This is a genomic window from Mesorhizobium sp. M0077 (assembly GCF_040322955.1).
Lineage (GTDB): Bacteria > Pseudomonadota > Alphaproteobacteria > Rhizobiales > Rhizobiaceae > Mesorhizobium.
The window spans coordinates 155,531-181,441 of sequence record NZ_JAMYUL010000009.1; the positions used below are offsets into that span (position 1 = coordinate 155,531).

Here is a 25,911-nt window from a genome sequence, read left to right on the forward strand (position 1 = left end):
CAATCGCCGTCTCGATGCGATATCCACCGCTCACATTCATTCGGCCATTCATGACGGTTAATTCATGTCACGCGACACATTCTACATCACGACACCAATTTTCTATCCGAACGGCAAGCCGCATATCGGCCACGCCTATACGGTCATCGCGACCGACGCGCTGGCCCGCTTCCAGCGCCTGGACGGCAAGGACGTGCTCTTCCTCACCGGCACTGACGAACACGGCCTCAAGATGCAGCAGACGGCCGAGAAGGAAGGCATAACGCCACTCGCGCTTGCCGACCGCAACTCGGCGATCTTCCGTTCGATGACAGAGGTCCTGGGCGGCTCGAATGATGATTACATCCGCACGACGGAACCACGCCACTACGAGTCGTGCCAGGCGATCTGGAAGGCGATGGCGGCCAATGGCGACATCTATCTCGACCGCTACAGTGGCTGGTATTCGGTCCGCCAGGAAGCCTATTTCGAAGAGAGCGAAACCACGCTCGGCGACGACGGCGTGCGCCGCGAGCCGCTTGGCTCGCCGGTCGAATGGAATGAGGAGGAAAGCTACTTCTTCAGGCTTTCCGCCTATCAGGACAAATTGCTTGCGCTGTACGAAAGCCAGCCCGATTTCGTCGGTCCGGCCGAGCGCCGAAATGAGGTGATGAGCTTCGTCAGGTCCGGCCTCAAGGACATCTCGGTCTCGCGCACGACCTTCAATTGGGGCGTGCCGGTGCCGGGCGACGACAAGCATGTGATGTATGTCTGGGTCGATGCCCTGACCAACTACATCACCGCTGCCGGCTATCCCGACACCAAGGCCGAGCAATGGCGCTACTGGCCGGCCACGCACATTATCGGCAAGGACATCGTCCGCTTCCATGCCGTCTACTGGCCGGCTTTCCTGATGTCGGCCGGCATCGAACTGCCGAAGCGCGTCTTCGCGCATGGCTTCCTGTTCAACCGCGGCGAGAAAATGTCGAAGTCGGTCGGCAATGTCGTAGACCCCTTCACCATGGTCGAGCATTACGGCCTCGACCAGGTGCGCTATTTCTTCTTGCGTGAGGTGCCATTCGGCCAGGACGGCAGCTACAGCCATGACGCGATCGTCAACCGCACAAATGCCGATCTCGCCAACGGTCTCGGCAATCTGGCGCAGCGCTCGCTGTCGATGATCGCCAAGAACTGCGGCGGCGTGGTGCCGCATCGCGGCGAGCTGACCGAAGCCGACAGCGCGATCCTCGACCAGGCGGTGGAAGCGCTGGGTACCGCGCGCCAGGCGATGTCGGAACAGGGCATCCATCTCGCGTTGGCGGCGATCTTCGGCGTTGTGGCGGAAGCGGATCGCTACTTCGCCTCGCAGGCGCCCTGGGCGCTGAAGAAGACCGATCCGGCGCGCATGGAAACAGTGCTGTGGACGACCGCCGAACTGGTGCGGCGCGTGGCATTGCTGTGCCAGCCCTACATTCCGGGGTCGGCCGGCAAGCTGCTGGACCTGCTGGCGGTGCCGGCGGACAAGCGTGACTTCGCGCATGTCCATGCCGACTATGCGCTGGTGCCCGGCACGGCGCTGCCCGCGCCGGAGGGCGTGTTTCCGCGTTATGTCGAAAACCCTGAGGCGAGCGCCTGATGCTCGTCGACAGCCATTGCCATCTCGACTTTCCGGATTTCACCGAGGAGCGGGCGGCCATCGTCGCCCGCGCCAAGGCTGCCGGTATAGGTCACATGGTGACCATCTCGACGCGCGTGAAGCGGTTTGCGCAAGTGCTTGAGATTGCCGAGAGTTTCGACGAAATCTATTGCTCGGTCGGCACTCATCCTCACAATGCCGGCGAAGAGCTGGATGTGACGGCTGAGGACCTTGTGCGCCTGTCCGCCCACCCGAAGGTGGTGGCGATCGGCGAGGCCGGGCTCGACTATTTTTACGACAAGGCGCCACGCGATGCGCAGGCGCAGGGTTTTCGCACTCATATAGCAGCTGCGCGCGAGACCGGGCTGCCGCTGGTGATCCATTCGCGCGATGCCGATGACGACATGGCTGCCATCCTCGAAGACGAAACAGGGAAGGGCGCCTTCCCCTTCATCCTGCATTGTTTTTCGTCGGGGCGACGGCTGGCAGAGGTCGGCGTGGCGCTTGGTGGCTATGTGTCCTTCTCGGGCATACTGACCTTCAAGAACTCCGCCGATTTACGCGCCATCGCAGCCGATGTGCCGCATGACCGGCTGCTGGTCGAGACCGACGCACCGTATCTGGCGCCGGTGCCGTTCCGCGGCAAACGCAACGAGCCGGCCTATATCGCGCATACAGCCAAGGTGCTGGCGGAGACGGTCGGCGTTGGCGAAGCCGAGATCGCGACGCTGACGACGGCGAACTTCTTCCGGCTGTTCGGCAAGATGCCGCGGCCCGCCGGGCTCTGACGCATGAGCGACCGGCTGCGCCTCACCATCCTCGGCTGCGGCTCGTCACCTGGCACGCCGCGCATCACCGGCGATTGGGGCAATTGCGACCCGGCCAATCCGAAAAACCGGCGTACACGCTCAGCCGCGCTCGTCGAGCGGATAGCAGCCAACGGCGCCAGAACCACGGTCGTCATCGACACCGGGCCTGATTTCCGTGAGCAGATGCTGATGGCGGCCGTCCGGCGCATCGACGCCGTCGTCTATACACATCCGCACGCCGACCACATCCACGGCATCGACGATCTGCGCGGCTACGTGCTGGAGCAGCGCCATTTGATCGATGTCCATGCCGACCAGCCGACCATGCTCAGGCTGCGCGAAGCGTTCGGCTATTGCTTCGAGACGCCGTTTGGCAGTTCCTATCCGCCGATCGTCAGGCCGCACATCATCGATCACGCAAGGGCGGTGACGATCGAAGGCGAGGGCGGTGCCCTCACCCTCGAGCCGCTGCCGCAGATCCATGGCGACATCGTTTCGCTCGGCTTCCGCATCGGCGGGCTGGCCTACTGCCCCGATATAAGCGACTTCCCGGATGCCACCGCCGAGCGGCTGCGCGGCCTGGAAATGCTGGTCATCGATGCCTTGCAGTACCATACCCATCCCAGTCATCTGTCGCTCGGTCAGGCGCTTGGCTGGATTGAAAAACTGGCGCCGAAACAGGCCGTGCTGACGCATATGCATGTGCCGCTCGACTATGCCACGGTGAAGGCCGAGGTGCCGGCCAACGTCACTCCGGCCTATGACGGCATGGTGATCGAAATTCCTTTATGAGACAGCATGATACGAGCAGATCTTTATAAGGACGTTCGGTTCTTCGGCGCGAAGATCAGCAGCGTTCCAATCCGCTCATAGCCCATGCGGGGATAAAGCAGCGCTCCGGCACGCGTCGCCAACAGCATCGAGCACCGCGACCCATGCGCTTTGTCGTCATGCAGCATTTTGGCCATCAGCGCCTGGCCGATGCCTCGACGCCGGTGCGAAGGCTCGACAAACATTGCCGAGCACCATGTGGCGCCGACGGCGTCTATGCTGCGCACACGCCCGACGATGGCGTCGCCATCGAGCGCCACATACTGGCGAAACGGCGCATCGTCGCCGAGTTGATCGTCTGGAAGTGGCCGCCTGCGTATGACCTTTCCCAGTTGTGCAGCGCGTTCAGCCGTCCTCACGCGTTCGATAGAGACGATTGCTGGCGGGTCTGGAATTTGGCGCAGCGACTGGATGAAAAAGCCTTCCGTCCGCAGCAGCCGGTAGCCGAGCGCCTTGTAGGCCGTTCGCGTCGGTTCGTCCGGGCCGTCATTCGCGATCACGACCGAAACGGCAAAGCCCGGCCGCGCATGCTGCCGCACGATGGCATCGGCTTCCTCGGCGGCGACGTCATGGACGATCCATTCTTCGCCACGGTAGTCGCGTGCATTCTTGCGCTCGGCATCGCGCATCAGCCACAAGGGTCCGACGCGGCTGGCTTCGTATGGAAAGGTGCGGCTCTTGTCGGTGCTGAAGCCGTGCACGAACACTTCGATCGCCGCTTCGATGTCACGCTTTCCTGTCGTCATCGACACAGCGTAGCGTTGGCCATCGGCTCAAGGCAACACGCGTCGATCATGCCAAGCCCTATGAAAGTCCGCGTCCTTTCCCAGCTGCAGCCTGATGCATAAGTTCCATAATCTATCTTATGCGACTTTCATATGTGGCTGCTGCTTCCATTGGCGGCGTGCCAATATACGCCCTGCTGACTGAGATGCAGGCCGGCGGCTCTGATTGCTTGGCGGGAGGAACGTTGACGAAGCAGTGGCGAAATGAGTTGGCGTGGTCTTCATTTCTCAAGGGATGGCGCCTTTCGCAAAGGCCTCGACTTCCTGCTCGACGGGCTGGCACCAGGATAACGAACAGGAGCGTCATCCCGAAAAGCTTTCCAGGAGGCCGCTGAAGGCTGCTGCGATTGCAACAAGATGGAAGACGCCAAGGGCCAGCCATCTGGAGCCGCCGGCGCCCGCAACAAATGCCCCATAGGCAGGAACTGCAGCGCAGCGGCCGGTGATCGTTGTGTTGGTCAACAGCGTTGCCAGCATGGGGACCGGATAGAGAAGTCGCGCCAGCCCATAGTCGCCATGCCCGGCTCCGGCCGAATAGAGCGCCAGGAAAAAGGCGACGGGCGTGATGCCGAGGCCGACAAGGAACCCTGCCCGCGAGGAGAATTTTGGCGACGTCATCTGGCCATGGCCATGGCGGCCGGTGGGTCGCGGTCGTCAGGCGCGAGCTTGGACGAAGTGACAAGCAGATTCTCCTGATCGGCCCGCGACTTCGGCTCGATCGCGATTTGCAGCAGAGGCCAGGGCGCGGCAGACTTCTCCATCGTGACGCCATGGTTGCAGATTGATCGGGTGGCCGCAACGGAGGGGTCTACGCCCGGCCGGCCGCCCGGCCCGTCCCTTTCGCTTCCTGACTGTGGACGCGCGCCAGAAAATCGCGCACCAGGGGAAGCGCCTCATCGAAATGGGTTTCGAGCAGCCAGTGGCCGGCGCCGCCGATGAGATGAAGTTCTGCTTCCGGCAAATCGCGGTGGTAGGCATGCGCCGATTGTGCCGGCATGTAACCATCCTCGGGGCCCCAGACAATGAGCGTCTGCGGTTGGTGCTCGCGCAGATAGCTCTGATAGCGCGGGAACCAGCCGAGGTTCGCCTCCAGCTTCTCCATCAGGCCGACCGCGAGCCGCCGGCGGATCGGCGTGTCCATCAAAGGCCAGTGGAGTTTCCAAAGATCGGGAGGCACGCGCTCGGCTACAGCGTAATCCACCTCTCCGATAAACTCGTGCCGGAACCCCTCCTCGCTCACCGCCTCTTCCAACGGCCGGTGCTTTTCGGGCGTCTTTTCCTTCCAATAGGCTTTTATCCCAGCGTATTTCGGCCCGAGAACATCCTGGTATATATCGCCGTTCTGGATGATGAGTGCGGCGATGCGCTCGGGATGTGCGATGGCGTGGCGCAGTCCGATCTGAGAGCCATAATCGTGCAGCCAGAGCGCATAGCGCGACGTGCCGAGCGCATCGGCGAAAGCTGTCAGAAACCCGGCATAGGCATCGAAATCATAGCCAAAGTCCGACATTTCGGGCGTGGCGCTATAGCCAAAGCCGGGAAAGTCCGGTGCGAATGTATGCCAGCGATCGGCAAGTGCCGGCATCAACCGTCGGAATTGATAGGACGAGCACGGATAGCCGTGCGGCAGGAGAAGGACGGGAGCATCAGGCGGGCCGTCCTCGCGATAGAAGATGCTGTTTCCGTCAATGTCGATCCGGCGATGTTGCAATTATACCTCCTTGCTCAAAGCTTGCCCGCCACTTTGTTTACGGCGCTCGAGAAAGAAGGTTCCCTTGAAGTCAGGGCGTGACGGCTTCCGGCTCTCCATTGCCCGACAGGATCTGCAGCGTTCCGCGCGTGGCGTTGCGGAACGCATCGTCGAAACTGACGCCACGTACCTGCCAGCGATACTCCTTATCCTTGAAGCTGAGCCGCCAGTCGCCGACCCAGCCCAGCGCTTCCTGGCGCCATACCAAAGTGCCGGCAAGCAGGGCGTCCCCATCCAGCGTGTTGGCCACGTCGGCGAGCGCGACGTCGGACGGCCGAGGCAACTCCAGCGGCAAACCGGTCCGGTGCGCCGCGTCCGCTAGCGCAACGCGCATATCCGCCGCAAGCTCGCCGCCGCCATCGCGCACCAGCGTGAAGCCGTCGCCTTTCATCGGCCTTACATCCAGCAGTGCGACGATTTTTGGCCGCGGCACCGCCCACGGTTTGCGCCCGAGCGACGCCAGCAATGCATCGATCTTGTCCGGGTCGAAATCGGCGGTGATGTAATGCGGCCGGTCGTGGGTGCCCTGCTCGTCATGCGGCGGGCGGTTGTTGAGCAGGTCGCGGTAGCCGACACCAGTGACATAGTCGGCCGCGTGCCGGCTCATGTCCGCAACACGCGGGTCGCCGATCAGCCGCGGGTCGCCGGAAACCTTGACCAGCACCTCTTCAAGGCACGGCGCCAGGCCCCAGGCCCGGTTCTCCTCGCCAGTGCCGCTGGTCACCGATTGCGCGCGGTAGAGGCTGGCGCGGTCGATGTCGGCGGCAGCGACCGGAAAGACAATCAGCACAGCCAGCGCCGCTGCCACAAAGCCCAATTTCAAGCATCCAGGCACCCGCCGACCCTCCCGAAACGGTCCGGAACATCCGTTGGAGCCATACTCCTGATCATCAGGGAAATTTCAAGGTACCGCCCATCAAGGCGTATCGCCGACGATGCGCCGGTGTACGCCGTCCAGGCTCTCGGTGAGCGCCTCGAACACGTTTCTCGCCGTGAGTTCGCGAAGAACCTGTTCGTTGATGCCGCCGCGCGTCGCATAGTCCTGCGCCAGATGCATGAAGTCGGCATCCGGCGACATATCAGGAGCGCATCCCAAGGCTTTGAAAAGCGAGGCGATGTAATCGCGCCCCTTCCCTTCCTCGACGTCATTCCTCTTGAGCCAGCTGTTGATCGTATCGAGATATCTGAAGGAGCTGGCATAGGTTGCGGCGGCCACGCTCAACGCATTGAATTCGGCTGGGTTCTCGACCTCGATCACTTTCCCCAGATTGCCAAACAAGGCAGCGACAGTGGCATCCGGCGGGCAGATGATCGTTGCCCCCAGCCGGTGGGCAATCATCGGCATGGGCAGCGCTTTCGTCACCTGGTGCGCGGGTGCGGTCAAGCCGGCAATCTCCTCGCGCGGCAGCGTGGCGATCAAGCTGATGAGGTGATGCTCGCGCCGAAACCGCAAACCCGGCAGGACGTCATGCGCAATTTGCGGCCGGACAGCCAGCATGACTAGGTCGCATTGATCGAGAACTGCCTGATTGTCATCAGCGATACACACATCCGGATAACGGGCTGCCAGCTCTGCGGCGATCTCTTCATTGCGCGGCGACAGCAGCACGGAGACGGAGTTATCCGCGACGGATTTGAGCCCGCTGACAATGGCCGCTGTAAGGGCACCCGTGCCGATGAAGCCAAGTTTCATCGCGCCTGTCTCTGGTTCATCGGTCACAGCGGCGCATGCTCGAGCCGTACCTGATAGCTCAGCACGCGCTTTTCACCGGGCGCGATCAGCATCACGCCCGGCTTGTCCGCGAACTCGCCATCGAAATCCACGGGGCTGGCAAGCCCGTGCCAGGGTTCGATACACAGGAACGGAGCGCCGCCCGGCTTCGACCAGATGCCCAATTCCTTAAAACCCTGCCACGACATCTCGATCGCCGCACCGTTCGCGGCGGCATAGCGCACGCTGGTGCTGGCCGGCCGGTCGAGGATCACGGCGTCTGCCTCGAACAGCTGTTCGGAAAGCGCCAGCGTTTTGCCTTCGATGGGCGTCGGCTGTGGTGCAGCCACCACCAGGCCATCCTTCAGCCGGCGGATCGGCGCCGGCTCGTTCTGGGCAAAGGTCAGGTGGTAGTCTGTCTTGGCGAGCCCCGGCTGCAATGGCCAATTGAAAGCCGGATGTGCACCGATGGAGGCTGGCAGCGTCTCGTCGCCGGTGTTGGCAATCTCGAAGCTCACACCAAGTTCGCGACGCTCGAGCGTGTAGGTGATGGCAAGGCGAAAGGCGAACGGATAGCGCGTGCGTGTATCGGCATCGTCGGTCAACACCAGCGTGCAGGATCGGGGGCTCGCGTCAGCCCACACAAATGGCTTGTCGCGGGCAAATCCGTGCTGCGTCAGGGGATAGACCTGGCCCCGATGGCGAAGCTGGTCGCCGTTCAGCCGGCCGACGATCGGAAACAGCACCGGCGAATGCCGCCGCCATTCCGGCCCGGCCTGCCACAAAAACTCCAGACCCTCGGCATTGCGCAAGGAGACGAGCTCGGCCCCCTGCCCGACAATGGTCGCCGAAATGCCGTCGCCGTGAAGCGTCACTTGTTCCATGCGTTCTCGCGGAAAGCTGCGTGCGAGCGGCAGGTTAGCAAAAGCCCGCATGGACTCAAGGGCGCAGCGACATCGCGCTGATAGAGGAGCGATGTCTCGACGGCAAAAACGACGGTGGCCGGAGATTCTCCTCCGGCCACTGCGAGATCGAGATTGTTGCCCTGCTACGGTTCGACTATTCGCGCTCGCCGGTGAAATTCAGCAACAGCTGGAAGATGTTGACGAAGTTCAGGTACAGCGACAGCGCGCCGAAGACGGCGAGCTTCTGCTGCGATTCCGCATCGAAATTCTCCGCATACTGTTCCTTGATCGTCTGCGTGTCCCAGGCGGTCAGGCCGACAAAGACGGCAATGCCGATCACCGAGATGGCGAACTGCAGCGCGGTCGAGCCAAGGAAGATGTTGACGACGCTGGCGATCACCACACCGATCAGGCCCATGATCAGGAAGGACGAGAACTGGGTCAGGTCGCGCTTGGTCGTGTAGCCGTAGAGGCTGGTGGCGCCGAACATCGTGGCGGTGATGAAGAAGGTGCGCGCGATGCTGGTGCCGGTGAAGACCAGGAACACCGAAGCCAGCGACAGGCCCATCACCGCGCAGAAGGCCCAGAACATCAACTGGGCGCTCGCCGCCGACATCGTCTGCATCTTGAACGAGAACAGCAACACGAAGGCGAGCGGCGCCAGCATCACCACCCATTTCAGCGGGCTGGAAAAGATCGGCACGTAGAGGGCCGGCGTCGAAGCGACCACCATGGCGACGATGCCGGTGACGACGAGGCCGATGCCCATATAGTTATAGACGCGCAGCATGTGGCTGCGCAGGCCCTCGTCATAGACGGCGCCGGCGCGCGCGCCAGTGCCCATGCGGTATCCGAGGTCAGGGGTATTCATGCGGGTTCTCCTTATGTGGTCTCAGTAAAGTGTCCTGATCAGTAAAGTGTCTTGGCAAGCGTCTCGGCGGCGCGGTCGAGGTCGTGGACATCGCTGCGCGCGACGACCGCGTACGCGACCTCGCCGATCTGGAAATAGGCAGAGGAGATGTCGCCGGAGGGCGCGATGGCAGGCTTGACCACGTCGAAGGTTCCGGGCCGGATCGCAAACAGCGAGACCAGCCCCATATCCTTCGTCTCCAGCGCCACTTCGACGCTCGGCCCGAAGCGCGACGGATAGATCTGCACGTCGCGGACCTTCCAGTCCTTGGGCAGCGATGGCATGACGATTGCGGTGGCGGCGCGGATTTCGTCGCCATTGTAGTTGGGCGCCTCCAACTGCGAGGGCATCGCCTCGCGCATGAGCGTCGTCTTGTGCGCCCGGATCGCTTCTTCGACATAGGCGGGCGGCGGCGGCGAAGCCACGACCTTGGTCACCAGCAGCGGCCCGAAGAGGCCGTTCGCCAGCCAGCCGGCAGCGACAAAGACGGCGACCGCGGCCGCCCGCTGCAGCACGGCGAAGACGCGGCGACTGGCCAGCCCCCTGCCCAGCCGGCGCGCGACTTCAGTCGTCGCCGGCCGCGCCATGCCTGTGGAAGCAGCCAGCGCCAGGCGCAGTTCGTCGCGCGTCCTCAAGTCGGACATCACCCGCGCCGCAGCCTCCGGACGAGCCGACAGGAACGCCTCGACCTCGATGCGGCGCGCGACATCCAGCTGGTCGTCGACATAGGCGTCGAGATCGGTATCGGTCACCGGGTCCCGCAACAGGTCGGTCATGACGGGTCTCCCACGATCCTCAGATGGCTTTTGGCCGGCGAAGGTGCAGCGTTTTCCATCTCGCGCAGTGCTGCGCGCGCCCTGCCGATGCGCGACATCAGCGTGCCCAGCGGCACCCCGCTGGCGTCGGCGGCCTGCTGGTAGGAAAGGCCCTCGATGGCGACCAGATGCAGCGCCGAACGCTGCTCCTCCGGCAGACTGAAAAAGGCCTCGCGCACCTGCGCCAGGCGCACGGAATGTTCCTGCGGCGCCGGCGTGCTGGCATCGGTGAGATAGCCGGCCTGCTCGACGCGCACCGCTTCCGACCGGCGCGAGCGCATCTTGTCGATGAAAGCGTTGTGGACGATCGACAGCAGCCATGCCCGCAGATTGCCGCCCGAGCGGAATATGTCGCGCCGCTCATAGGCGCGCACCAGCGCATCGTGCACCAGATCCTCGGCGTCAGTGCCGTCGCGCGTCAGCGAGCGTGCGTAGCGCCTGAGCGAACCCAGCTGTCCGACAATATCGAAGCGTGGCATCGACCGTTTCATGCCCTGTTTACGGAACAGGCGGGGATCTTAATCCATCGCCACCAAAACTTTTTTGCGTCGCCACAATAGGCATCATGCAATCAGAAGTCCGCTGCGCACTTACCCATCTCCCGTGCGGCAGATGTTTGCTCTATGATGACGATCTAGCCTTCTCCGTCGTTCCCGGGAGCAAAAGATGGCCAATGGTAGTCGTGTAACGGGTTTTGCAGCGTTGCCGGTCGTCGGCAGGGTGTTCATCATCTTTGGCATTGTCGGACTGATCGCTTCCGGCGTGCTGGCCATCGTCGAGATGTACGGCCCTCGTACCGCTTCGGCGACAGGCAGGATTGTCGCCAACGAATACAATCCCCGCATCGAGTTCTCGACCGCCGACGGCACCGTCATCCGCTTCAACAATGCCGTCCACAGCTCGTTCTGGGGTGATGGCGACAGCGTCCCTGTCGCTTACGACCCAACCAATCCGCAAAATGCCTCCGTCGACAGCTTCGCCGGACGCTGGTTCCTTGCCGGGCTGGCCGGCATGCTCGGCGGTTTCTCCCTGCTGACCGGCATCGGTCTCGCCGTGATTGGACGGGTGCTTATCCGGCGGATTGGAATGAACCCGTCGCCATAGCCGCCGACCCCTGCCGTACAGACAAAGCTTGGCGTAACGGTCCAGTACGCTAGCGGACTGGCGCAGATGGAAGCACTGGCGAAACGCGGCCGCTTTGCGTATTACTCCGCCGCCATTGGAGCCGTATTGATGTTCGAGACCCTGCAACCTGCCCCGGCTGACAAGATCATCGCCTTGATCGGCCTCTATCGCGCCGATCCGCGCCCCGGCAAGATCGATCTCGGCGTCGGCGTCTACAAGGACCGCGACGGCAGGACGCCGGTCATGCGCGCCCTGCGCGAGGCCGAGAAGCGGTTGCTGCAGGACCAGGACACCAAGACCTATCTCGGCCTTGCCGGCGACACCGGCTTCAACACGGCGATGGTCAAGCTGGCCTTCGGCCCCGCTGCCGACATGACGCGCATCCGCGCCGCGCAAGCGCCTGGCGGTTCCGGCGCGCTGCGGCTGGTGGCGGAGCTGTTGAAGCGGACCCGCCCCGACGCAACCGTCTGGCTGTCGGACCCGACATGGCCGAACCACCCGCCGGTGATGCGCGGGGCCGGCCTCAAGGTGCGCGATTATCCCTATTTCGATGCCGTTTCCGGCGCGGTGCGCTTCGACGAGATGCTGGCAACGCTTGGCGCAGCCGAGCCCGGCGATATCGTGCTGCTGCATGGCTGCTGCCATAACCCGACCGGCGCCAATCTCGATATCGCGCAATGGGCCAGCGTCACCGATCTTGTCGTCGAGCGCGGGCTGTTGCCCTTTGTCGACATTGCCTATCAGGGCTTTGGCGAAGGCCTGGACGCCGATGCGGCCGGCTTGCGCCTTCTCGCGGGCAAGGTGCCTGAAATGGTCGTTGCCTCGAGCTGCTCGAAGAACTTTGCCGTCTACCGCGACCGCGTCGGCGCGGCGATGATCCTGGCGAAGGATGGTGCGCAAGCCGATGTGGCGATGAGCCAGATGCTGGCGGCGGCGCGCGCCATGTATTCGATGCCGCCTGACCATGGCGCCGCCGCCGTGCGCATGGTGCTGGAAGATGATGGCCTTCGCGCCGACTGGGAGGCGGAGCTGGAGGAGATGCGGCTGCGCATGCTGAGGCTGCGCGTCCAGTTCGCCGACGCGCTGCGCCGGCAGTCCAACTCCGACCGCTTCGACTTCATCGCCAGCCATCGCGGCATGTTTTCCAGGCTTGGCCTGACCGAGGCGCAAGTCGAGCGGCTGCGTGCCGAGTATGGCGTCTACATGGTCGGCGACAGCCGCATCAACGTCGCCGGCCTGCCCGAGGACGGCATGGATGACCTCGCCAAGGCGGTTGTGTCGGTACTCGGCTGAAGCTCGCTGTGGACAATCTCCCCTCTCCGGCTGACGCCGTTGGCCGCACGACAGGCAGCGGGATAGCATTCGCCGCATGAAACCTTCGCGCGACATTTCCCGGCTGATCGAGATCATGGCGGCGCTCAGGGCGCCGAAGACCGGTTGTCCCTGGGACATCGAGCAGGATTTCTCGACCATCGCGCCCTATACGATCGAGGAAGCCTATGAGGTGGCCGACGCCATCGCGCGCGGCGATCTCGACGATCTGCGCGACGAACTCGGCGATCTCCTGCTGCAGGTCGTCTACCACGCGCAGATGGCTGAGGAAGCCGGCGATTTTGCCTTCGGTGATGTGGTCGAGGCCATCACCACCAAGATGATCCGGCGCCATCCGCATGTCTTCGGCGACGAGAAGGCGCGCAGCGCCGGCATGGCAAAGGGCATGTGGGAAAAGATCAAGGCTGAGGAAAAAGCCGAAAAGCGAAGTGCGCGCCTCGCCCGCGGCCTCGACCCCGAAGACCATGGCAAGGGTTTCCTGGACAGCGTGCCCGTCGCCCTGCCCGCTTTGACTCGTGCGCTGAAGCTGCAGGAAAAGGCAGCGCGTGTCGGTTTCGACTGGAGCGAGGCAGCACCCATCCTCGACAAGATCGAGGAAGAGATCGGCGAGCTGCGCGAGGCACTGGCTAAGGGCGAAACGGCTGAGATCAAGGACGAATTCGGCGACATGCTGTTTGCCGTCGTCAATCTGGGGCGTCACCTCAAGCTCGATTCGGAAGCGGCGCTTAGCGGCACCAACGAAAAATTCCGCTCGCGCTTCCACTATGTCGAGCGCGCGATCGATGCATCGGGAAGCACGCTCGAAAAAGCCACGCTGGACGAGATGGAAGTGCTCTGGCAGCAGGCCAAGAGCGCGAAATAATCAGGCTTACTGCCTGTTTTTGCGGTGCAATCGGCTTTCGATCTCATGCCGCGCGCTGTGCGTGGCCTTGAGTGCGATGGTCGCGCTGCCATCCTCATTGTCTACCCGCGAAACGACGTCGCCATTGCGGTAGAGCCAGTCGACAAGGCCGAACTGCGCCGGTTCGATCGTCACCGTCAATTCCTCCAGTTCGCCCGACATCCTGGTCTCGATCAGCGCCTTCAGCGCATCGATGCCTTCGCCGGTGACGGCCGAGATGGCGATCGGCGGCGCCTTGTTGGCGTCAGTGCCGTCGGCGAGCAGGCGCTCCCGGTTGCCGTCGTCGAGAAGGTCGACCTTGTTCCACACTTCGACGACGCGCTTGGCATCGCCGGCATCGACGCCGAGATCGGCGAGAATGCGCTCGACGTCCTCGGCTTGCGCTGCGGTATCCGGATCCGAAATATCGCGCAGGTGGATGACCAGATCGGCCTCGACGACCTCTTCCAGCGTGGCGCGGAAGGCGGCGACCAGATGCGTCGGCAGGTCCGAAATGAAGCCGACTGTGTCCGACAGGATGACCGGCGTGCCGTGCGGCAGGCGCACGCGGCGCAGCGTCGGGTCGAGCGTTGCAAACAGCATGTCTTCGGCCAGCACGTCGGCCCCGGTCAGCCGGTTGAACAGCGTCGACTTTCCGGCATTGGTGTAGCCGACAATCGCCACCACCGGGAACGGCACCTTCTTGCGCTTGGCGCGGTGCAGGTCGCGGGTGCGGCGCACCGTTTCCAGCTCATGCTTGAGCTTGATGATTTTTTCCTGCAGCTGCCGCCGGTCCGACTCGATCTGGGTTTCGCCGGGGCCGCCGAGGAAGCCGGCTCCGCCGCGCTGGCGTTCAAGGTGGGTCCAGCTCCGCACCAGGCGGCCCTTCTGGTAGTTGAGATGGGCAAGTTCGACCTGCAGCGTGCCCTCCTTGGTCCGCGCGCGCTCGCCAAAAATCTCCAGGATCAATCCGGTGCGGTCGAGCACCTTGGCATTCATTTCTTTTTCGAGATTGCGCTGCTGCACCGGCGTCAGCGGATGGTCGACGATGACCACCTCCGCGTGACCCTCTTTGACGATCTCGGCGAATTCCGCGACCTTGCCGCTGCCGAGCAAGGTTGCCGGGCGTGGATCGTTGACGGTGACCACCGCCGTGTGGATCAGATCCAGGTTGATGGCGCGGGCAAGGCCGACCGCTTCGTCGTGGCGCGCATCCGCCGAACGCGTCAGCCGTGGACGGTTCGTTTCGTCATCGTTGCGCTGATGCCGGGTAAGCACCGGCACGATGACAACCGCCCGGGTCGGACCTGTGGCTTCCGTCCCGGAATTATGTGCTGGTTTCCCGCGGACGCCGCGGTCCGCGTCTTTTTCACGTGCCAATCAGGCGCCCTGGCTTTCCTCGCCATCGAACATCTGAACCGGCTGGCTCGGCATGATCGTGGAAATGGCATGCTTGTAGACGAGCTGGGAGTGGCCGTCACGGCGCAGCAGAACACAAAAATTGTCGAAGGAAGTGACCACGCCGGTCAGCTTGACGCCGTTGATGAGAAAGATGGTGAGTGGATTTTTGCTCTTGCGAACAGAATTCAGGAACAGGTCCTGAAGGTTTTGCGATCGTTCCGCCATTGTTCTTGTCTTTCGCCGATCCCCTTCGGTTTGCAGGCTAATGCGCCAAATTAGCGGGCACATGTCAAGCTTGCAAACACCCCCTTGCCGTCAGTAACGACAAGCAGAACGAGATATATTGATGTGCAGTCCGTCTGTGCGGTTATCAGGCTGGACTTTTTTCCGCAACGTCAAAAAAGGCTTGCCGCAATGAAAGTGTTATCGAACCGGGGTGCCCATTGGCGACCGCGGCACCGTCGATTGCCACGACCGGCATGGCGATTGTCGTTGCCGAACTGATGAAAGCTTCTCGCGCCGCCTTGGCTTCAGTGACTGAAAACCCGCGCTCCTCGATCGTCAACCCGAGCTTTGCCGCCACTTCGAACATGGTCGTGCGGGTGATGCCGCGCAGGATGCCATGCTCCGCCGGCCGGGTGACCAGAACGCCGTCCCTTGTAACGATCCAGGCGTTGGACGAGCCGCCCTCCTTGACGTTGCCATCGGTGTCGACGAACCAGGCTTCCTGGGCGCCGGCCTCCTTGGCCTTCTGCTTGGCCAGCACGTTGGGCAGCAGGCCGGTGCTCTTGATGTCGACCCGGTCCCAACGGTTTTCCGGCACGGTGATGACCTTGATGCCCGCCTCGGCTCGCTTGGCGGCCGCCACCGGGTCGGCCTTTCTGGCCGTAATCACCAGCGATGACGGTGTATCGGCCGGGAAAACGAAGTCGCGGCTGGCAACACCGCGCGTAACCTGGACATAGACCAGGCCGTTGACGACGTGGTTGCGCCGGACGATTTCGCGCAGAAGAAGCGGCAGCACACCCTTGGTGACCGGCCAGTCGATCGACAATTCGCTAAGGGAGAGGCTCAGCCGGGCAAGATGGCGCGGCATGTCGACGATAAAGCCCTGCGCCACCTCGCAGACCTCGTAGACGCCGTCGGCGAACTGATAGCCGCGATCCTCGATATGCACGGCAGCGTCGGCATGGGCGACATAGCGCCCGTTCACATAGGCAATGCGCGGCATGGGTTATCCCTCAGAACAGTCTCGCTATTTCTAGGCGATTCCGCCGCTGCCGTAACCGGCAATTGCACGGGCCACGGCCCGCTGGACCAACAACAATGGGGATCAGACCCCCAGCGACTTCAGTTTCCGGTGCAGCGCCGAGCGCTCCATGCCAATGAATTCCGCCGTCTTCGAGATGTTGCCGCCGAAACGGTTGATCTGGGCGATCAGATAGTCCTTCTCGAACTGTTCGCGCGCCTCGCGCAGCGGCAGCGCCATGATGTGCTGGTCGGACTGGTTCGGCGTGCGCGGCATGACATCGCCGATCTCCGACGGCAACAGGTCGGCGGTGATCGGCGCATCGATATCGTCGCCACGCGCCAGGATCATCAGCCGTTCGACATTGTTGCGCAGCTGGCGGACATTGCCCGGCCAGTTGTGCGCCTGCAGCACGGCAAGCGCATCGTCGCCGATGCGGCGCGGCTTGATGCCGGCCTGGCGAGCGATCTGCTTCATGAAATTGTCGACGAGATAGGGAATGTCCTCTCGCCGCTCGGCCAGGCCCGGCACCATGACCGGAACCACCGCCAGGCGGTGATAGAGGTCTTCGCGAAAACGGCCGTCGGCGATCATCGCCTCCAGGTTCTGCGAGGTCGAGGAGATGATGCGGACGTCGACTTTGACCCGCTTGGTGCCGCCGACCCGCTCGAACTGCTGTTCGACCAGCACGCGCAAAATCTTGTTCTGCGTCTCGCGCGGCATGTCGGCCACTTCGTCGATGTAGAGAATGCCGCGGTGCGCCTCTTCAAGCGCGCCGACCTTGCGCTCGGTGCCGTTCGATTCGGTGCCGAACAGCTCGATCTCCATGCGCTCGGGCGTGATGTTGGCCGCGCTCAGCGTCACGAACGGCGCGCCCTTGCGCGTCGACAGCGTGTGGATGGCGCGCGCGGCGAGCTCCTTGCCCGAGCCGGACGGACCGATGATCATGACGCGGCTGTTGGTCGGCGCCACGCGCTCGATGGTCTGGCGCAGCTGGCTCATCGCCGACGACATGCCGATCAGGTCGAAAGTTTCGCCGCTGCGCTGCTTGAGGTCGGACACCTCGCGCCGCAATTTCGAGGTTTCGAGCGCCCGCTCGGCGATCAGGATCAGCCTGTCGGCCTTGAACGGCTTCTCGATGAAATCATAGGCGCCGCGGCGGATGGCCGACACCGCTGTCTCGATATTGCCGTGGCCGGAGATCATCACCACCGGCAGGCTCGGATGCATCGTCTTGATCTCGTCGAGCAGCGCCAGCCCGTCGAGGCGCGAGCCCTGCAACCAGATGTCGAGGAAAATCAGCCGCGGCGCCCGGTCGGCGATTGCCGCGAGCGCGCTGTCGGCATCGAATGCCGTGCGGGTTTCATGCCCTTCGTCGCTCAATATGCCCGCGACGAGTTCACGGATGTCTTCCTCGTCATCGACGATGAGAATATCAGACGCCATTACCGACCTTTTCAGTTTCTCGTTCGTGTTCCGTTTCGCCTTGACCGCGTGGCGGCGCGGTTGCGGCAGCTGGCGGCAGGATGATCGAGATCATCGCGCCGCGTCCACCGTGGAAATCCGCGGGCGCATCGTGCAATTCGAGCCGCCCGCCATGGTCCTCCACGATCTTCTTGACGATGGCGAGACCGAGCCCGGTGCCCTTCTCGCGCGTCGTCATGTAGGGCTCGAGCAGCCTTTGGCGGTTCTCGCGCGGCAAGCCTTTGCCATTGTCGATGACGTCGATTCTGATCGCGCCATTCTGCCGGGCAGCTTGAATCCGGATTATGCCGTGCGAACCGTCCTTTTGTTCCAGCCCGTCAATCGCCTCGGCCGCGTTCTTGATGACGTTGCCGAAAGCCTGCGCCATCAATCGGCTATCGAACGTGCCCTTGAGCGGTTCGTTGCCGAACACGCGTTCGAAAGCAATGTCGGCGCGGCTGACTTCGACCAGGAACGACGCCTCGCGCAGCGATTCACGCAGATCGATGGCTTTCATCTCGGGCTTGGGCATGCGGGCGAAAGCCGAGAACTCGTCGACCATGCGGCCGATATCCTCGACCTGCCGGATGATCGTGTCGGTGCACTGGTCGAAAATCTCGCGGTCTTCGGTGATGACCTTGCCGAAGCGTCGCTTGATGCGCTCGGCCGAGAGCTGGATCGGCGTCAGCGGGTTCTTGATTTCATGTGCGATACGCCGCGCCACATCCGCCCAGGCCGACGAGCGCTGTGCCTGGACCAGATCGGTGATGTCGTCGACCGTCACGACGTAGGATTTCTCCTCCTCGCCGTCGTCGCCGGCCTCGATGGTGATCTGCACGTTGAAGGTACGCTCGGCGCCGGTGCGATAGAAGGTGACCTGCTCGCGATAGACCGGCTTGCCGGATTTGCGGCCGATCTCGAAGACACGGCCGACATGCGGTAGCACGGCGGACAGGTTCTGCCCCAGCGCCGCCGTGGCCGATATGGCCAGCATCGTTTCGGCCGATTTGTTGACGATGGAGACGATGCCGTAGGGATCGACGCCGATGACGCCGGCGGTGACGCCGGCCAGCACCGCTTCCGAGAAACGACGCCGTTCGTCGATCAAATCCTTGGCCGACAGGATCTCGTTGCGCTGCGATTTAAGCTCCAGCAGCATCTTGTTGAACGTATCGCCAAGCGAGGCGACATCGCCGTCGGAAGGCCGTACCGGCACGGCGACATCGAGATTGCCGGTCGCAACCTCGTCAGCCGCGCCGATGAGCTGACGGATGGGCCGCACCAGACGGTCGGCCACCGCTATGCCGGTCCAGATGGCCGACAGGATGATGATCAGCGTCAGCGACAGATAGGGCAGCGCGAACGCCACCTGCGACGTCCGCCTGTTGTCTTCCAGGCCGCGATATTCGGCGGTGTTGGACTGGACGATCGCCCTCGCCTTGATCACTTCGGGGTCGACCAGGCGATTGGTGTAGAGGTAGAGGCCTTCGATCTCCCGCAGCTTGATGATGGCGCCCATGATGTTGCGCGTCTTCGGCTCGATCAGCACCGGCTTGCCGTCGGCCGCACTTGCCACCGCGCCCTCAGGCGGTGCCGGCATGGCGAAGTCCGCATCGGTCTGGGCACTCACGACAAAGGAGCCGTCTTCCCTGACCAGCGCCGCATGCACCAGGCTTCTGCCGACGGCTTCCTTGTTCATCAGGTCGAGAAAGCCGGTTCGATCGAGGCCGTAAAGCGTGCGCGACGCATCGAGATCGTAGGCCATCGACAGCGTCGTGCCCTGAAGATTGCGAGCGTTTTCCTGCACATAGGCGTCGGCGATCGACAGCGACGAGTTGACGATCGCCTTGGTGCGGATCTCGAACCAGCGGTCGAGGCCGATATCGAGCGTGATCGAGGCGATGATGGCCACCATGATGGCCGGGATGGCCGCGACCAGCGCAAACATCGTCACGATGCGCACATGCAGCCGCGACGCCGCCTTGCCGTGCCGGCGCGCCATGGTGATGCGATGCACCTCGCGGCCGACGAGGGCAATCAGCGCCAGCACAAATAAGGCATTGGCCGCAATCAGCGTCAGCGTTGTGTTTGCGTCTGGCGTGATCGGCGTGGCGCCGACAAGAATGGCAAACGAGATTGCCGCCGTAACCAGCGCGCCGGCAATTGCCACAACGCCAGGCAACGCAAGCAGCCGGCGTCCATCCCTCTGGCCGGGTCTGCTGAAAAGCGGTTCGTTTGATGTCAGAGCTTGCGAAGCCATGTCGCCGTCTAAGAGCCAGTGATTGCGTCGGATGTATGCAACGCATTGTGGCGATTATGCAACAAGTGTGGCCGTGACGGAAATCTTTCGGCCACCGATCCCCTGAAAAGGGGATGACCTGGCGTCACATCGGGCGGTAGGCGCTCACGATCTCGACGATTTGTAGACGTTGACGCCCAGCTCGCGAATCTTCTTGCGCAGCGTGTTGCGGTTCAAGCCGAGCAATTCGGCCGCCTTGATCTGGTTGCCGCGCGTTGCCGTCATGGAAGCGAGCACCAGCGGATATTCGACCTCGGACAGGATGCGCTGATAGAGACCTGCCGGCGGCAAATCACCGGCGAAAGATGCGAAATAGCGCTGCAGGAAGTGCTCCACCGCCTGGCCGATGGACAGATCGTCCGGGATCAAATTGCCGCCGCCGGGAACGACCGGCCTTTCGCCTGTCTTCAGTTCGGCTTCGATGATTTCGGCTGATATTTCGTCCTGCGAATAGAGCGCCGCAAGCCGGCGCACCAGGTTTTCCAGCTCGCGCACGTTTCCCGGCCACGGATAGCGCTTCATCAATTCGATGCCGCCGGTCGAAATGCGCTTGGTCTGCAAGCCTTCGCTGGCGCCGATCTTGAAGAAATGCCGCACCAGATCGGGAATGTCTTCCGATCTCTCACGCAAACCCGGCAGCCGAAGCGGCACGACATTCAGGCGATAGAACAGATCCTCGCGGAAAAGCCCCTGGTTGATCAGCGTGCGCAGATCCTTGTTGGTAGCGGCGACGATGCGCACATCGGTCTTGATCGGGGTGCGCCCGCCGACCGTGGTGTATTCGCCCTGCTGCAGCACGCGCAGCAGCCGCGTCTGCGCCTCCATCGGCATGTCGCCGATCTCGTCGAGGAACAGCGTGCCGCCCTCGGCCTGCTCGAAGCGGCCGGTCGAGCGGTTCTGTGCGCCGGTGAAGGCGCCCTTCTCGTGGCCGAACAGCTCCGATTCGATCAAATCGCGCGGGATCGCCGCCATGTTGATGGCGACGAACGGACCGCCGCGGCGACGGCCATATTCGTGCAACGCGCGCGCCACCAATTCCTTGCCGGTGCCGGACTCGCCCGAGATCATCACCGTCAGGTCGGTCTGCATCATGCGCGCCAGCATGCGGTAGATGTCCTGCATGGCGGCCGACCGGCCGACCAGCGGCATCGCGTCAGGCTGTTCTTCCGGTCGCGTATCGATCTTCGGTCGGCGCGGCTCTGACAGCGCCCGGTTGACGATGTTGAGCAGTTCGGTCAGGTCGAACGGCTTCGGCAGATACTCGTAAGCACCTGTTTCGGAAGCACGAATCGCCGTCATGAAAGTGTTTTGCGCGCTCATCACGATGACCGGCAGCTCGGGGCGCGCCTTCTTGATGCGCGGCAGCATGTCGAAGGCGTTCTCGTCCGGCATGACAACGTCGGTGATCACCAGATCGCCCTCGCCCGCCGCCACCCAGCGCCACAGCGTCGAGGCGTTGGAGGTCACGCGCACCTCATGGCCGACGCGCGACAGCGCCTGATTGAGCACGGTGCGGATGGCCGCATCGTCGTCGGCGACGAGAATATTGCCGCGAACCGTCATTTGCGGTCTCCTTCGCCTTCATCATCGGCAGTGTCGATGGGTGTTTCTTTCCAGGCCGGCATCAGGATTCGGAAGGTGGTGCCGCGCGGCGTCGAATCGCATTCGATGATGCCGCCATGCTCGCCGACGATTTTCGCCACCAGCGCCAGGCCGAGCCCCGAGCCGTTCGGCTTGGTGGTGATGAACGGATCGAACAGGATCGGCAGAATGTCTTCCGAAACGCCGGACCCATTGTCGCGCACGCAGAATTCAAGCGGTAGCGACACGCGGTCCTGGGTTCCGGGAACGGAAACGCGGATGCCCGGCCTGAACGCAGTCGACAGCACGATCTCGCCCTGCGGGTCGCCGCCGATCGCCTCGGCGGCGTTCTTGACCAGGTTGAGAAACACCTGGATCAGTTGGTCGCGGTTGGCGAAAACCGGAGGCAATGATGGATCATAGTCCTCCAATATCCTGATTCTCTTGGCAAAACCGTTCTTGGCGATTGCCTTCACATGATCCAGCACGACATGGATGTTGACAGGATAGCGGTCAATCGGCCGCTCGTCTGAAAACACTTCCATGCGGTCGACGAGGGAGACTATGCGATCAGTCTCGTCAGTGATGAGGCGGGTCAGCGCGCGATCCTCGTCCGACGCCGAGAGTTCGAGCAGCTGTGCGGCGCCACGAATGCCGGACAGCGGGTTCTTGATCTCATGCGCCAGCATGGCGGCAAGGCCGGTGACCGAACGCGCGGCACCCCTGTGTGTCATCTGCCGGTCGATCTTGTCGGCCATCGAGCGTTCCTGGAACATCACCACGATCGAGCCTGGGAATTCCGGCACCGGCGCGACATAGAGATCGACGACCTTCTCGATGCCGAGACGCGGCGACGACACGTCGACACGGTATTCGTTGACCGGCGCACGGCGCTCGCGCACCTGATCGACCAGCTGCAACAGCGGGCTGCCGAACGGGATCAGCTTGGACAGTGTGTTGCGGGCAAGCATGTTGGCACTTGAACGGAAGAAGTCTTCCGCATCGGCATTGGCGTAGGTGATGAACCCGTCCGGATCGACCATGATGACCGGACGGCGGATGGTGTTCAGCACGATACTGGCGGCATCCGCCATATCGGCGCTCGGTGTAACGGTGGCGTTCATGCGGCGCTCCGCAAGGGCGTGGCTTCGCCGGAAAACACCTCATGCAGCAAGGCAATGACGCGGGCGGGTTCGAAAGAGGTGAGGATGGCTTTCCGCCGCTCATCGGAAACGCCAGCAGAGTGGCGGTCGAGATACCAGCCGAGATGCTTGCGCGCCTGGCGCAAGCCACTTTCGACGCCGTAAAGCGTCAGCATGTCTTCGTAGTGGGAAACGATGTAGTCCGCCATGGCTTGCGGGCTTTCCGGCACGCCGGAGGGCGCGTCGCCCGCAGCCGTTGCCGCGATGTGGCCCGCCGTCCATGGCGCGCCATAATGCGCGCGGCCGATCATCACCGCGTCGGCGCCCGACTGTTCAAGGATTTCGGCGGCCTCCGCGGGCGAGCCCACATCGCCGTTGGCGACCACCGGGATCGAGACGGCGTCCTTGATACGGGCGATGGCGCCCCAATCGGCCTTGCCTTGATAAAACTGGCAGCGCGTGCGCCCATGCACGGTCACCATTTTAACACCGGCCTCTTCGGCGCGGCGCGCCAAAACGGGTGCATTGAGCGCATTGTCGTCCCAGCCGAGCCGCATCTTGACCGTGACCGGCACTTGGACCGCGCCGATCACCGCTTCGATCAGCGACAGCGCGTGGTCGAGATCGCGCATCAGCGCCGAGCCGGCATAGCCGCCGGTCACCTTCTTGGCCGGGCAGCCCATATTGATGTCGATGATGTCGGCGCCCTCGCCGGCAGCGATGCGCGCGCCCTCGGCCATGTGCTCGGCCTCGCGGCCGGCAAGCTGGACCATATGGACGGGCAGCCCGGAATGACGGATGCGCAGGTCGCAGCCGGCCCTGCCCTTGGCAAGCTCGCCGCTCGCCACCATTTCCGACACGACCAGGCCCGCGCCATGCGCGTAGGCGCGCTGCCGGAACGGCTCGTCCGTTATTCCCGACATGGGAGCGAGGAAGACGCGGTTGCGGATCGTCACGCCGCCAATGTCGAGCGGCGAAGGCAATTTTATCACTTCAGGCATGCACAAAAACCAAGCATATCGGATTGCTGCACATTCTCTAGCCATAAGAAAGGCATTGTGCAACGCGCAATGACGTCACATTGCGGCGCATTTGGGAAAATGCTGGCCTTCGCCATAAGCCGCGACTAAGCCTCTCGGCATGACAGACGCAAGCGAAAAACCGGCCGAGGCGACGACCGACAAGGTCGGCGTGGTCATCGTTGCAGCCGGCCGCGGCGCGCGTGCCGGACAGGCCGACGGGCCGAAGCAATATCAGCGCATCGGCGGCCGTGCCGTTATCGCGCGCACGCTGGAGACTTTCCTGGCGCATCCCGAAATTGGTCCCGTCGTCGTCGCGATCCATGCCGATGACCACGCGCTTTTTGACAAGGCAGCCGGCGTATATGCCGAGCGGGTTACCGCCGTGGTCGGTGGCGAGTCGCGCCAGGCCTCGGTCCGGCTCGGCCTGCTGGCGCTGAGGGACCGTACGCCCGGCCGTGTCCTTGTCCATGACGCAGTGCGGCCCTTTGTCGACGCGGCCCTGATCGACCGCACCATTGCGGCCATTGGCGAGCGCCAGGGCGCGCTGCCCGCTTTGCCCGTCGCCGATACGCTGAAGCGCGAGTCGGGCACCGGCATGATCGAGGAGACGGTGCCAAGGGCCGGCCTTCATGCCGCGCAGACGCCGCAGGGCTTTCCGTTCTGGCCGTTGCTCGCCGCGCATGAAAAGGCCCATCATCTCGGCAAGGCGGATTTCACCGACGATGCCGCGATCGCCGAATGGGCGCATATTCCGGTGAAAATCGTCGAGGGATCGCCGGACAATGTCAAATTGACCTGGGCAAGGGATATCGCGATGGCGGATCAACGGCTTACTGGCGAGCGTTTTCCAGACATTCGCACCGGCAATGGCTATGACGTGCACGCCTTCGAGGCTGGCGACCATGTCACTTTGTGCGGCGTCGCCATCCCGCACGGCAAGAAGCTTTCGGGCCATTCGGATGCCGATGTCGGCCTGCACGCGCTGACCGATGCGCTGCTCGCCACTTGCGGCGCCGGCGACATCGGCACGCATTTCCCGCCTTCCGATCCGCAATGGAGGGGCGCGGCGTCGAAGATCTTCGTCGAGCATGCGGCCAGGTTGGTGCGCGAACGCGGCGGCCGCATCGCCAATGCCGACATCACGCTGATCTGCGAGGCGCCGCGCGTCGGCCCGCATCGCGAGGCCATGACCAACGCGTTGTCGGCGATACTGGGCATTTCCAGCGATCGCATCTCCATCAAGGCGACGACCAACGAAAAACTCGGCTTTGTCGGCCGCGAGGAAGGCATCGCCGCCATCGCCACAGCCAGTGTCGTCTTCCCCGGGGAGGTTCCCGCATGAACAACAGCGATCTTGCCAACGCCCTGCTCCAGGTCTGCCAGCAGCGCGGCATCATGCTGGCGACGGCCGAGAGCTGCACCGGCGGCATGATCATCTCGGCACTGACCGACATTGCCGGCTCGTCCGCTGTCGTCGATCGCGGCCTCATCACCTATTCCGATGAAGCAAAGATGGAGATGCTCGGCGTCTCGCCCGCCACACTCGAGGCGCATGGCGCCGTCTCGCGCGAAACGGTTCTGGAGATGGCGGCGGGCGCTCTGGCGCGCTCGCGCGCCGGGCTGGCGCTTGCCGTCACCGGCATTGCCGGCCCAGGCGGCGGTTCGCCGGAAAAACCGGTCGGCCTCGTCTGGTTCGGAGTTGCCCTAAGACGTGGGCCGGTGGCTGCCGAGCTCAATATGTTTGCCGACAATGGCCGCGACTTCATCCGCCGCGAGACGGTCAAGCATGCGCTGGAGATCGGGCTGCGCGCGCTCGGCGACACTCATGAGATGGGCGTCGTTCCGTAGATGACGTCCGCACGTTTTTCGAAGGCTTCGGAAAACATGCGGAAGGCGCGATCGAACATGGTGCCCATCAACACGCCGAGGATACGGCTCTTGAACTCGTAGTCGATGAAGAAGCGAACGTTGCAGCCGCCGCCGTCGGCCGGCTCGAAGCGCCAGATATTGCTTAGATATTTGAACGGCCCATCGATGTATTTGACGTCGATTGTGTTCTCGTCCGGCTTCAACAGCACCTGCGTCGTAAAGGTCTCGCGGATCGCCTTGTAGCCGATGCTCATATCGGCGAGGAGAATGGTGCGGCCATCACGCTCCTTGCGAGAGCGCACCGTCAGCGCCTCGCAAAGCGGCAGAAATTGCGGATAGGTCTCGATATCGGCGACCAGAGCAAACATCTGCTCCGGCGTGTGGGCAACGCGGCGTGTGGCTTCGAATTTCGGCAT

26 protein-coding genes are annotated in these 25,911 nt (G+C 63.1%); 8 read left to right on the forward strand and 18 right to left on the reverse strand.

Annotated features, from left to right (window positions below):
• Positions 1-64: 64 nt before the first annotated feature.
• From metG to NKJ57_RS18850, 3 genes are read left to right on the forward strand one after another with little or no spacing between them, the layout of a single operon-like run.
• Positions 65-1,615, forward strand: coding sequence for a methionine--tRNA ligase (gene metG, locus NKJ57_RS18840; RefSeq protein ID WP_023706564.1), 1,551 nt, complete (start codon positions 65-67; stop codon positions 1,613-1,615).
• Complete coding sequence (locus NKJ57_RS18845; protein WP_023696113.1) at positions 1,615-2,403, forward strand: TatD family hydrolase; 789 nt, start codon at positions 1,615-1,617, stop codon at positions 2,401-2,403. Before metG ends, NKJ57_RS18845 begins: the two co-directional genes overlap by 1 nt.
• Before the next feature lie 3 nt (positions 2,404-2,406).
• On the forward strand, positions 2,407-3,216 hold the full coding sequence (locus NKJ57_RS18850; protein ID WP_352511987.1) for an MBL fold metallo-hydrolase: 810 nt from the start codon (positions 2,407-2,409) through the stop codon (positions 3,214-3,216).
• A 23-nt stretch (positions 3,217-3,239) separates the two neighbouring features.
• Here NKJ57_RS18850 and NKJ57_RS18855 read toward each other — a convergent pair whose 3' ends face one another.
• From NKJ57_RS18855 to NKJ57_RS18895, 9 genes are all read right to left on the reverse strand, one after another.
• Positions 3,240-4,001 carry a GNAT family N-acetyltransferase gene (locus NKJ57_RS18855; protein WP_023736650.1) on the reverse strand — a complete coding sequence of 254 codons (762 nt, stop codon included), beginning with the start codon at positions 3,999-4,001 and terminating at the stop codon, positions 3,240-3,242.
• Between the two features lie 342 nt (positions 4,002-4,343).
• Positions 4,344-4,658, reverse strand: a complete 315-nt coding sequence (locus tag NKJ57_RS18860) for a hypothetical protein (RefSeq protein WP_352511985.1) — start codon at positions 4,656-4,658, stop codon at positions 4,344-4,346.
• Between the two features lie 190 nt (positions 4,659-4,848).
• On the reverse strand, positions 4,849-5,751 hold the full coding sequence (locus tag NKJ57_RS18865; protein WP_352511983.1) for an alpha/beta fold hydrolase: 903 nt from the start codon (positions 5,749-5,751) through the stop codon (positions 4,849-4,851).
• Between the two features lie 70 nt (positions 5,752-5,821).
• On the reverse strand, positions 5,822-6,598 hold the full coding sequence (locus tag NKJ57_RS18870; RefSeq protein WP_352512113.1) for a DUF8605 domain-containing protein: 777 nt from the start codon (positions 6,596-6,598) through the stop codon (positions 5,822-5,824).
• A 108-nt stretch (positions 6,599-6,706) separates the two neighbouring features.
• Entirely contained in the window at positions 6,707-7,483 is a 777-nt protein-coding gene (locus tag NKJ57_RS18875; protein WP_352511982.1) for a pyrroline-5-carboxylate reductase, read from the reverse strand.
• A 23-nt stretch (positions 7,484-7,506) separates the two neighbouring features.
• Positions 7,507-8,385: an aldose 1-epimerase family protein gene (locus tag NKJ57_RS18880; RefSeq protein ID WP_352511980.1), complete on the reverse strand. Its 879-nt coding sequence runs from the start codon at positions 8,383-8,385 to the stop codon at positions 7,507-7,509.
• 175 nt (positions 8,386-8,560) lie between these two features.
• Positions 8,561-9,277, reverse strand: a complete 717-nt coding sequence (locus NKJ57_RS18885) for a Bax inhibitor-1/YccA family protein (RefSeq protein ID WP_023710521.1) — start codon at positions 9,275-9,277, stop codon at positions 8,561-8,563.
• Between the two features lie 38 nt (positions 9,278-9,315).
• The gene (locus NKJ57_RS18890) at positions 9,316-10,092 is read right to left on the reverse strand and encodes an anti-sigma factor family protein (protein ID WP_023741240.1); all 777 of its coding nucleotides are present in this window, start codon (positions 10,090-10,092) and stop codon (positions 9,316-9,318) included.
• Positions 10,089-10,622, reverse strand: coding sequence for a sigma-70 family RNA polymerase sigma factor (locus tag NKJ57_RS18895; RefSeq protein ID WP_502902046.1), 534 nt, complete (start codon positions 10,620-10,622; stop codon positions 10,089-10,091). The genes NKJ57_RS18890 and NKJ57_RS18895 overlap by 4 nt, the downstream gene beginning before the upstream one ends.
• 175 nt (positions 10,623-10,797) lie before the next feature.
• On the opposite strand from NKJ57_RS18895, the gene NKJ57_RS18900 reads away from it, so the two are divergent.
• The 3 genes from NKJ57_RS18900 (at position 10,798) to mazG (ending at position 13,450) form a co-directional block, all read left to right on the forward strand.
• Positions 10,798-11,235, forward strand: coding sequence for a DUF3592 domain-containing protein (locus tag NKJ57_RS18900; RefSeq protein WP_352511976.1), 438 nt, complete (start codon positions 10,798-10,800; stop codon positions 11,233-11,235).
• A gap of 129 nt (positions 11,236-11,364) precedes the next feature.
• Complete coding sequence (locus NKJ57_RS18905) at positions 11,365-12,549, forward strand: amino acid aminotransferase (protein WP_023691284.1); 1,185 nt, start codon at positions 11,365-11,367, stop codon at positions 12,547-12,549.
• Positions 12,550-12,625: 76 nt separating this feature from the next.
• Positions 12,626-13,450 carry a nucleoside triphosphate pyrophosphohydrolase gene (gene mazG, locus NKJ57_RS18910; RefSeq protein WP_023730633.1) on the forward strand — a complete coding sequence of 275 codons (825 nt, stop codon included), beginning with the start codon at positions 12,626-12,628 and terminating at the stop codon, positions 13,448-13,450.
• A gap of 6 nt (positions 13,451-13,456) precedes the next feature.
• On the opposite strand, the gene hflX is transcribed toward mazG, so the two are convergent.
• The 8 genes from hflX to dusB all read right to left on the reverse strand — a co-directional run bounded on the left by hflX (position 13,457) and on the right by dusB (position 23,605).
• A complete protein-coding gene (gene hflX / locus NKJ57_RS18915) occupies positions 13,457-14,848 on the reverse strand; it encodes a GTPase HflX (protein ID WP_352511975.1) in 1,392 nt (463 codons plus the stop codon).
• Entirely contained in the window at positions 14,849-15,094 is a 246-nt protein-coding gene (gene hfq / locus NKJ57_RS18920; RefSeq protein ID WP_006202172.1) for an RNA chaperone Hfq, read from the reverse strand.
• A gap of 145 nt (positions 15,095-15,239) precedes the next feature.
• On the reverse strand, positions 15,240-16,100 hold the full coding sequence (locus NKJ57_RS18925) for a D-amino-acid transaminase (RefSeq protein WP_352511974.1): 861 nt from the start codon (positions 16,098-16,100) through the stop codon (positions 15,240-15,242).
• A 102-nt stretch (positions 16,101-16,202) separates the two neighbouring features.
• Positions 16,203-17,564, reverse strand: a complete 1,362-nt coding sequence (ntrX, locus tag NKJ57_RS18930; RefSeq protein WP_023668929.1) for a nitrogen assimilation response regulator NtrX — start codon at positions 17,562-17,564, stop codon at positions 16,203-16,205.
• Positions 17,554-19,842 carry a sensor histidine kinase NtrY-like gene (locus NKJ57_RS18935; protein WP_023688460.1) on the reverse strand — a complete coding sequence of 763 codons (2,289 nt, stop codon included), beginning with the start codon at positions 19,840-19,842 and terminating at the stop codon, positions 17,554-17,556. Before NKJ57_RS18935 ends, ntrX begins: the two co-directional genes overlap by 11 nt.
• A gap of 144 nt (positions 19,843-19,986) precedes the next feature.
• On the reverse strand, positions 19,987-21,444 hold the full coding sequence (gene ntrC / locus NKJ57_RS18940; protein WP_023691281.1) for a nitrogen regulation protein NR(I): 1,458 nt from the start codon (positions 21,442-21,444) through the stop codon (positions 19,987-19,989).
• Positions 21,441-22,586: a two-component system sensor histidine kinase NtrB gene (locus tag NKJ57_RS18945; protein ID WP_352511973.1), complete on the reverse strand. Its 1,146-nt coding sequence runs from the start codon at positions 22,584-22,586 to the stop codon at positions 21,441-21,443. Before NKJ57_RS18945 ends, ntrC begins: the two co-directional genes overlap by 4 nt.
• On the reverse strand, positions 22,583-23,605 hold the full coding sequence (dusB, locus tag NKJ57_RS18950; RefSeq protein ID WP_023710530.1) for a tRNA dihydrouridine synthase DusB: 1,023 nt from the start codon (positions 23,603-23,605) through the stop codon (positions 22,583-22,585). The genes NKJ57_RS18945 and dusB overlap by 4 nt, the downstream gene beginning before the upstream one ends.
• 139 nt (positions 23,606-23,744) lie before the next feature.
• Here dusB and NKJ57_RS18955 point away from each other — a divergent pair, with 139 nt between their 5' ends.
• Both NKJ57_RS18955 and NKJ57_RS18960 read left to right on the forward strand, forming a co-directional pair.
• Positions 23,745-24,968, forward strand: coding sequence for a bifunctional 2-C-methyl-D-erythritol 4-phosphate cytidylyltransferase/2-C-methyl-D-erythritol 2,4-cyclodiphosphate synthase (locus NKJ57_RS18955; RefSeq protein ID WP_023710531.1), 1,224 nt, complete (start codon positions 23,745-23,747; stop codon positions 24,966-24,968).
• On the forward strand, positions 24,965-25,474 hold the full coding sequence (locus tag NKJ57_RS18960; protein WP_023682551.1) for a CinA family protein: 510 nt from the start codon (positions 24,965-24,967) through the stop codon (positions 25,472-25,474). The genes NKJ57_RS18955 and NKJ57_RS18960 overlap by 4 nt, the downstream gene beginning before the upstream one ends.
• Here NKJ57_RS18960 and NKJ57_RS18965 read toward each other — a convergent pair.
• On the reverse strand, positions 25,450-25,911 hold the full coding sequence (locus NKJ57_RS18965) for a type II toxin-antitoxin system RatA family toxin (protein ID WP_023710532.1): 462 nt from the start codon (positions 25,909-25,911) through the stop codon (positions 25,450-25,452). The genes NKJ57_RS18960 and NKJ57_RS18965 overlap by 25 nt on opposite strands.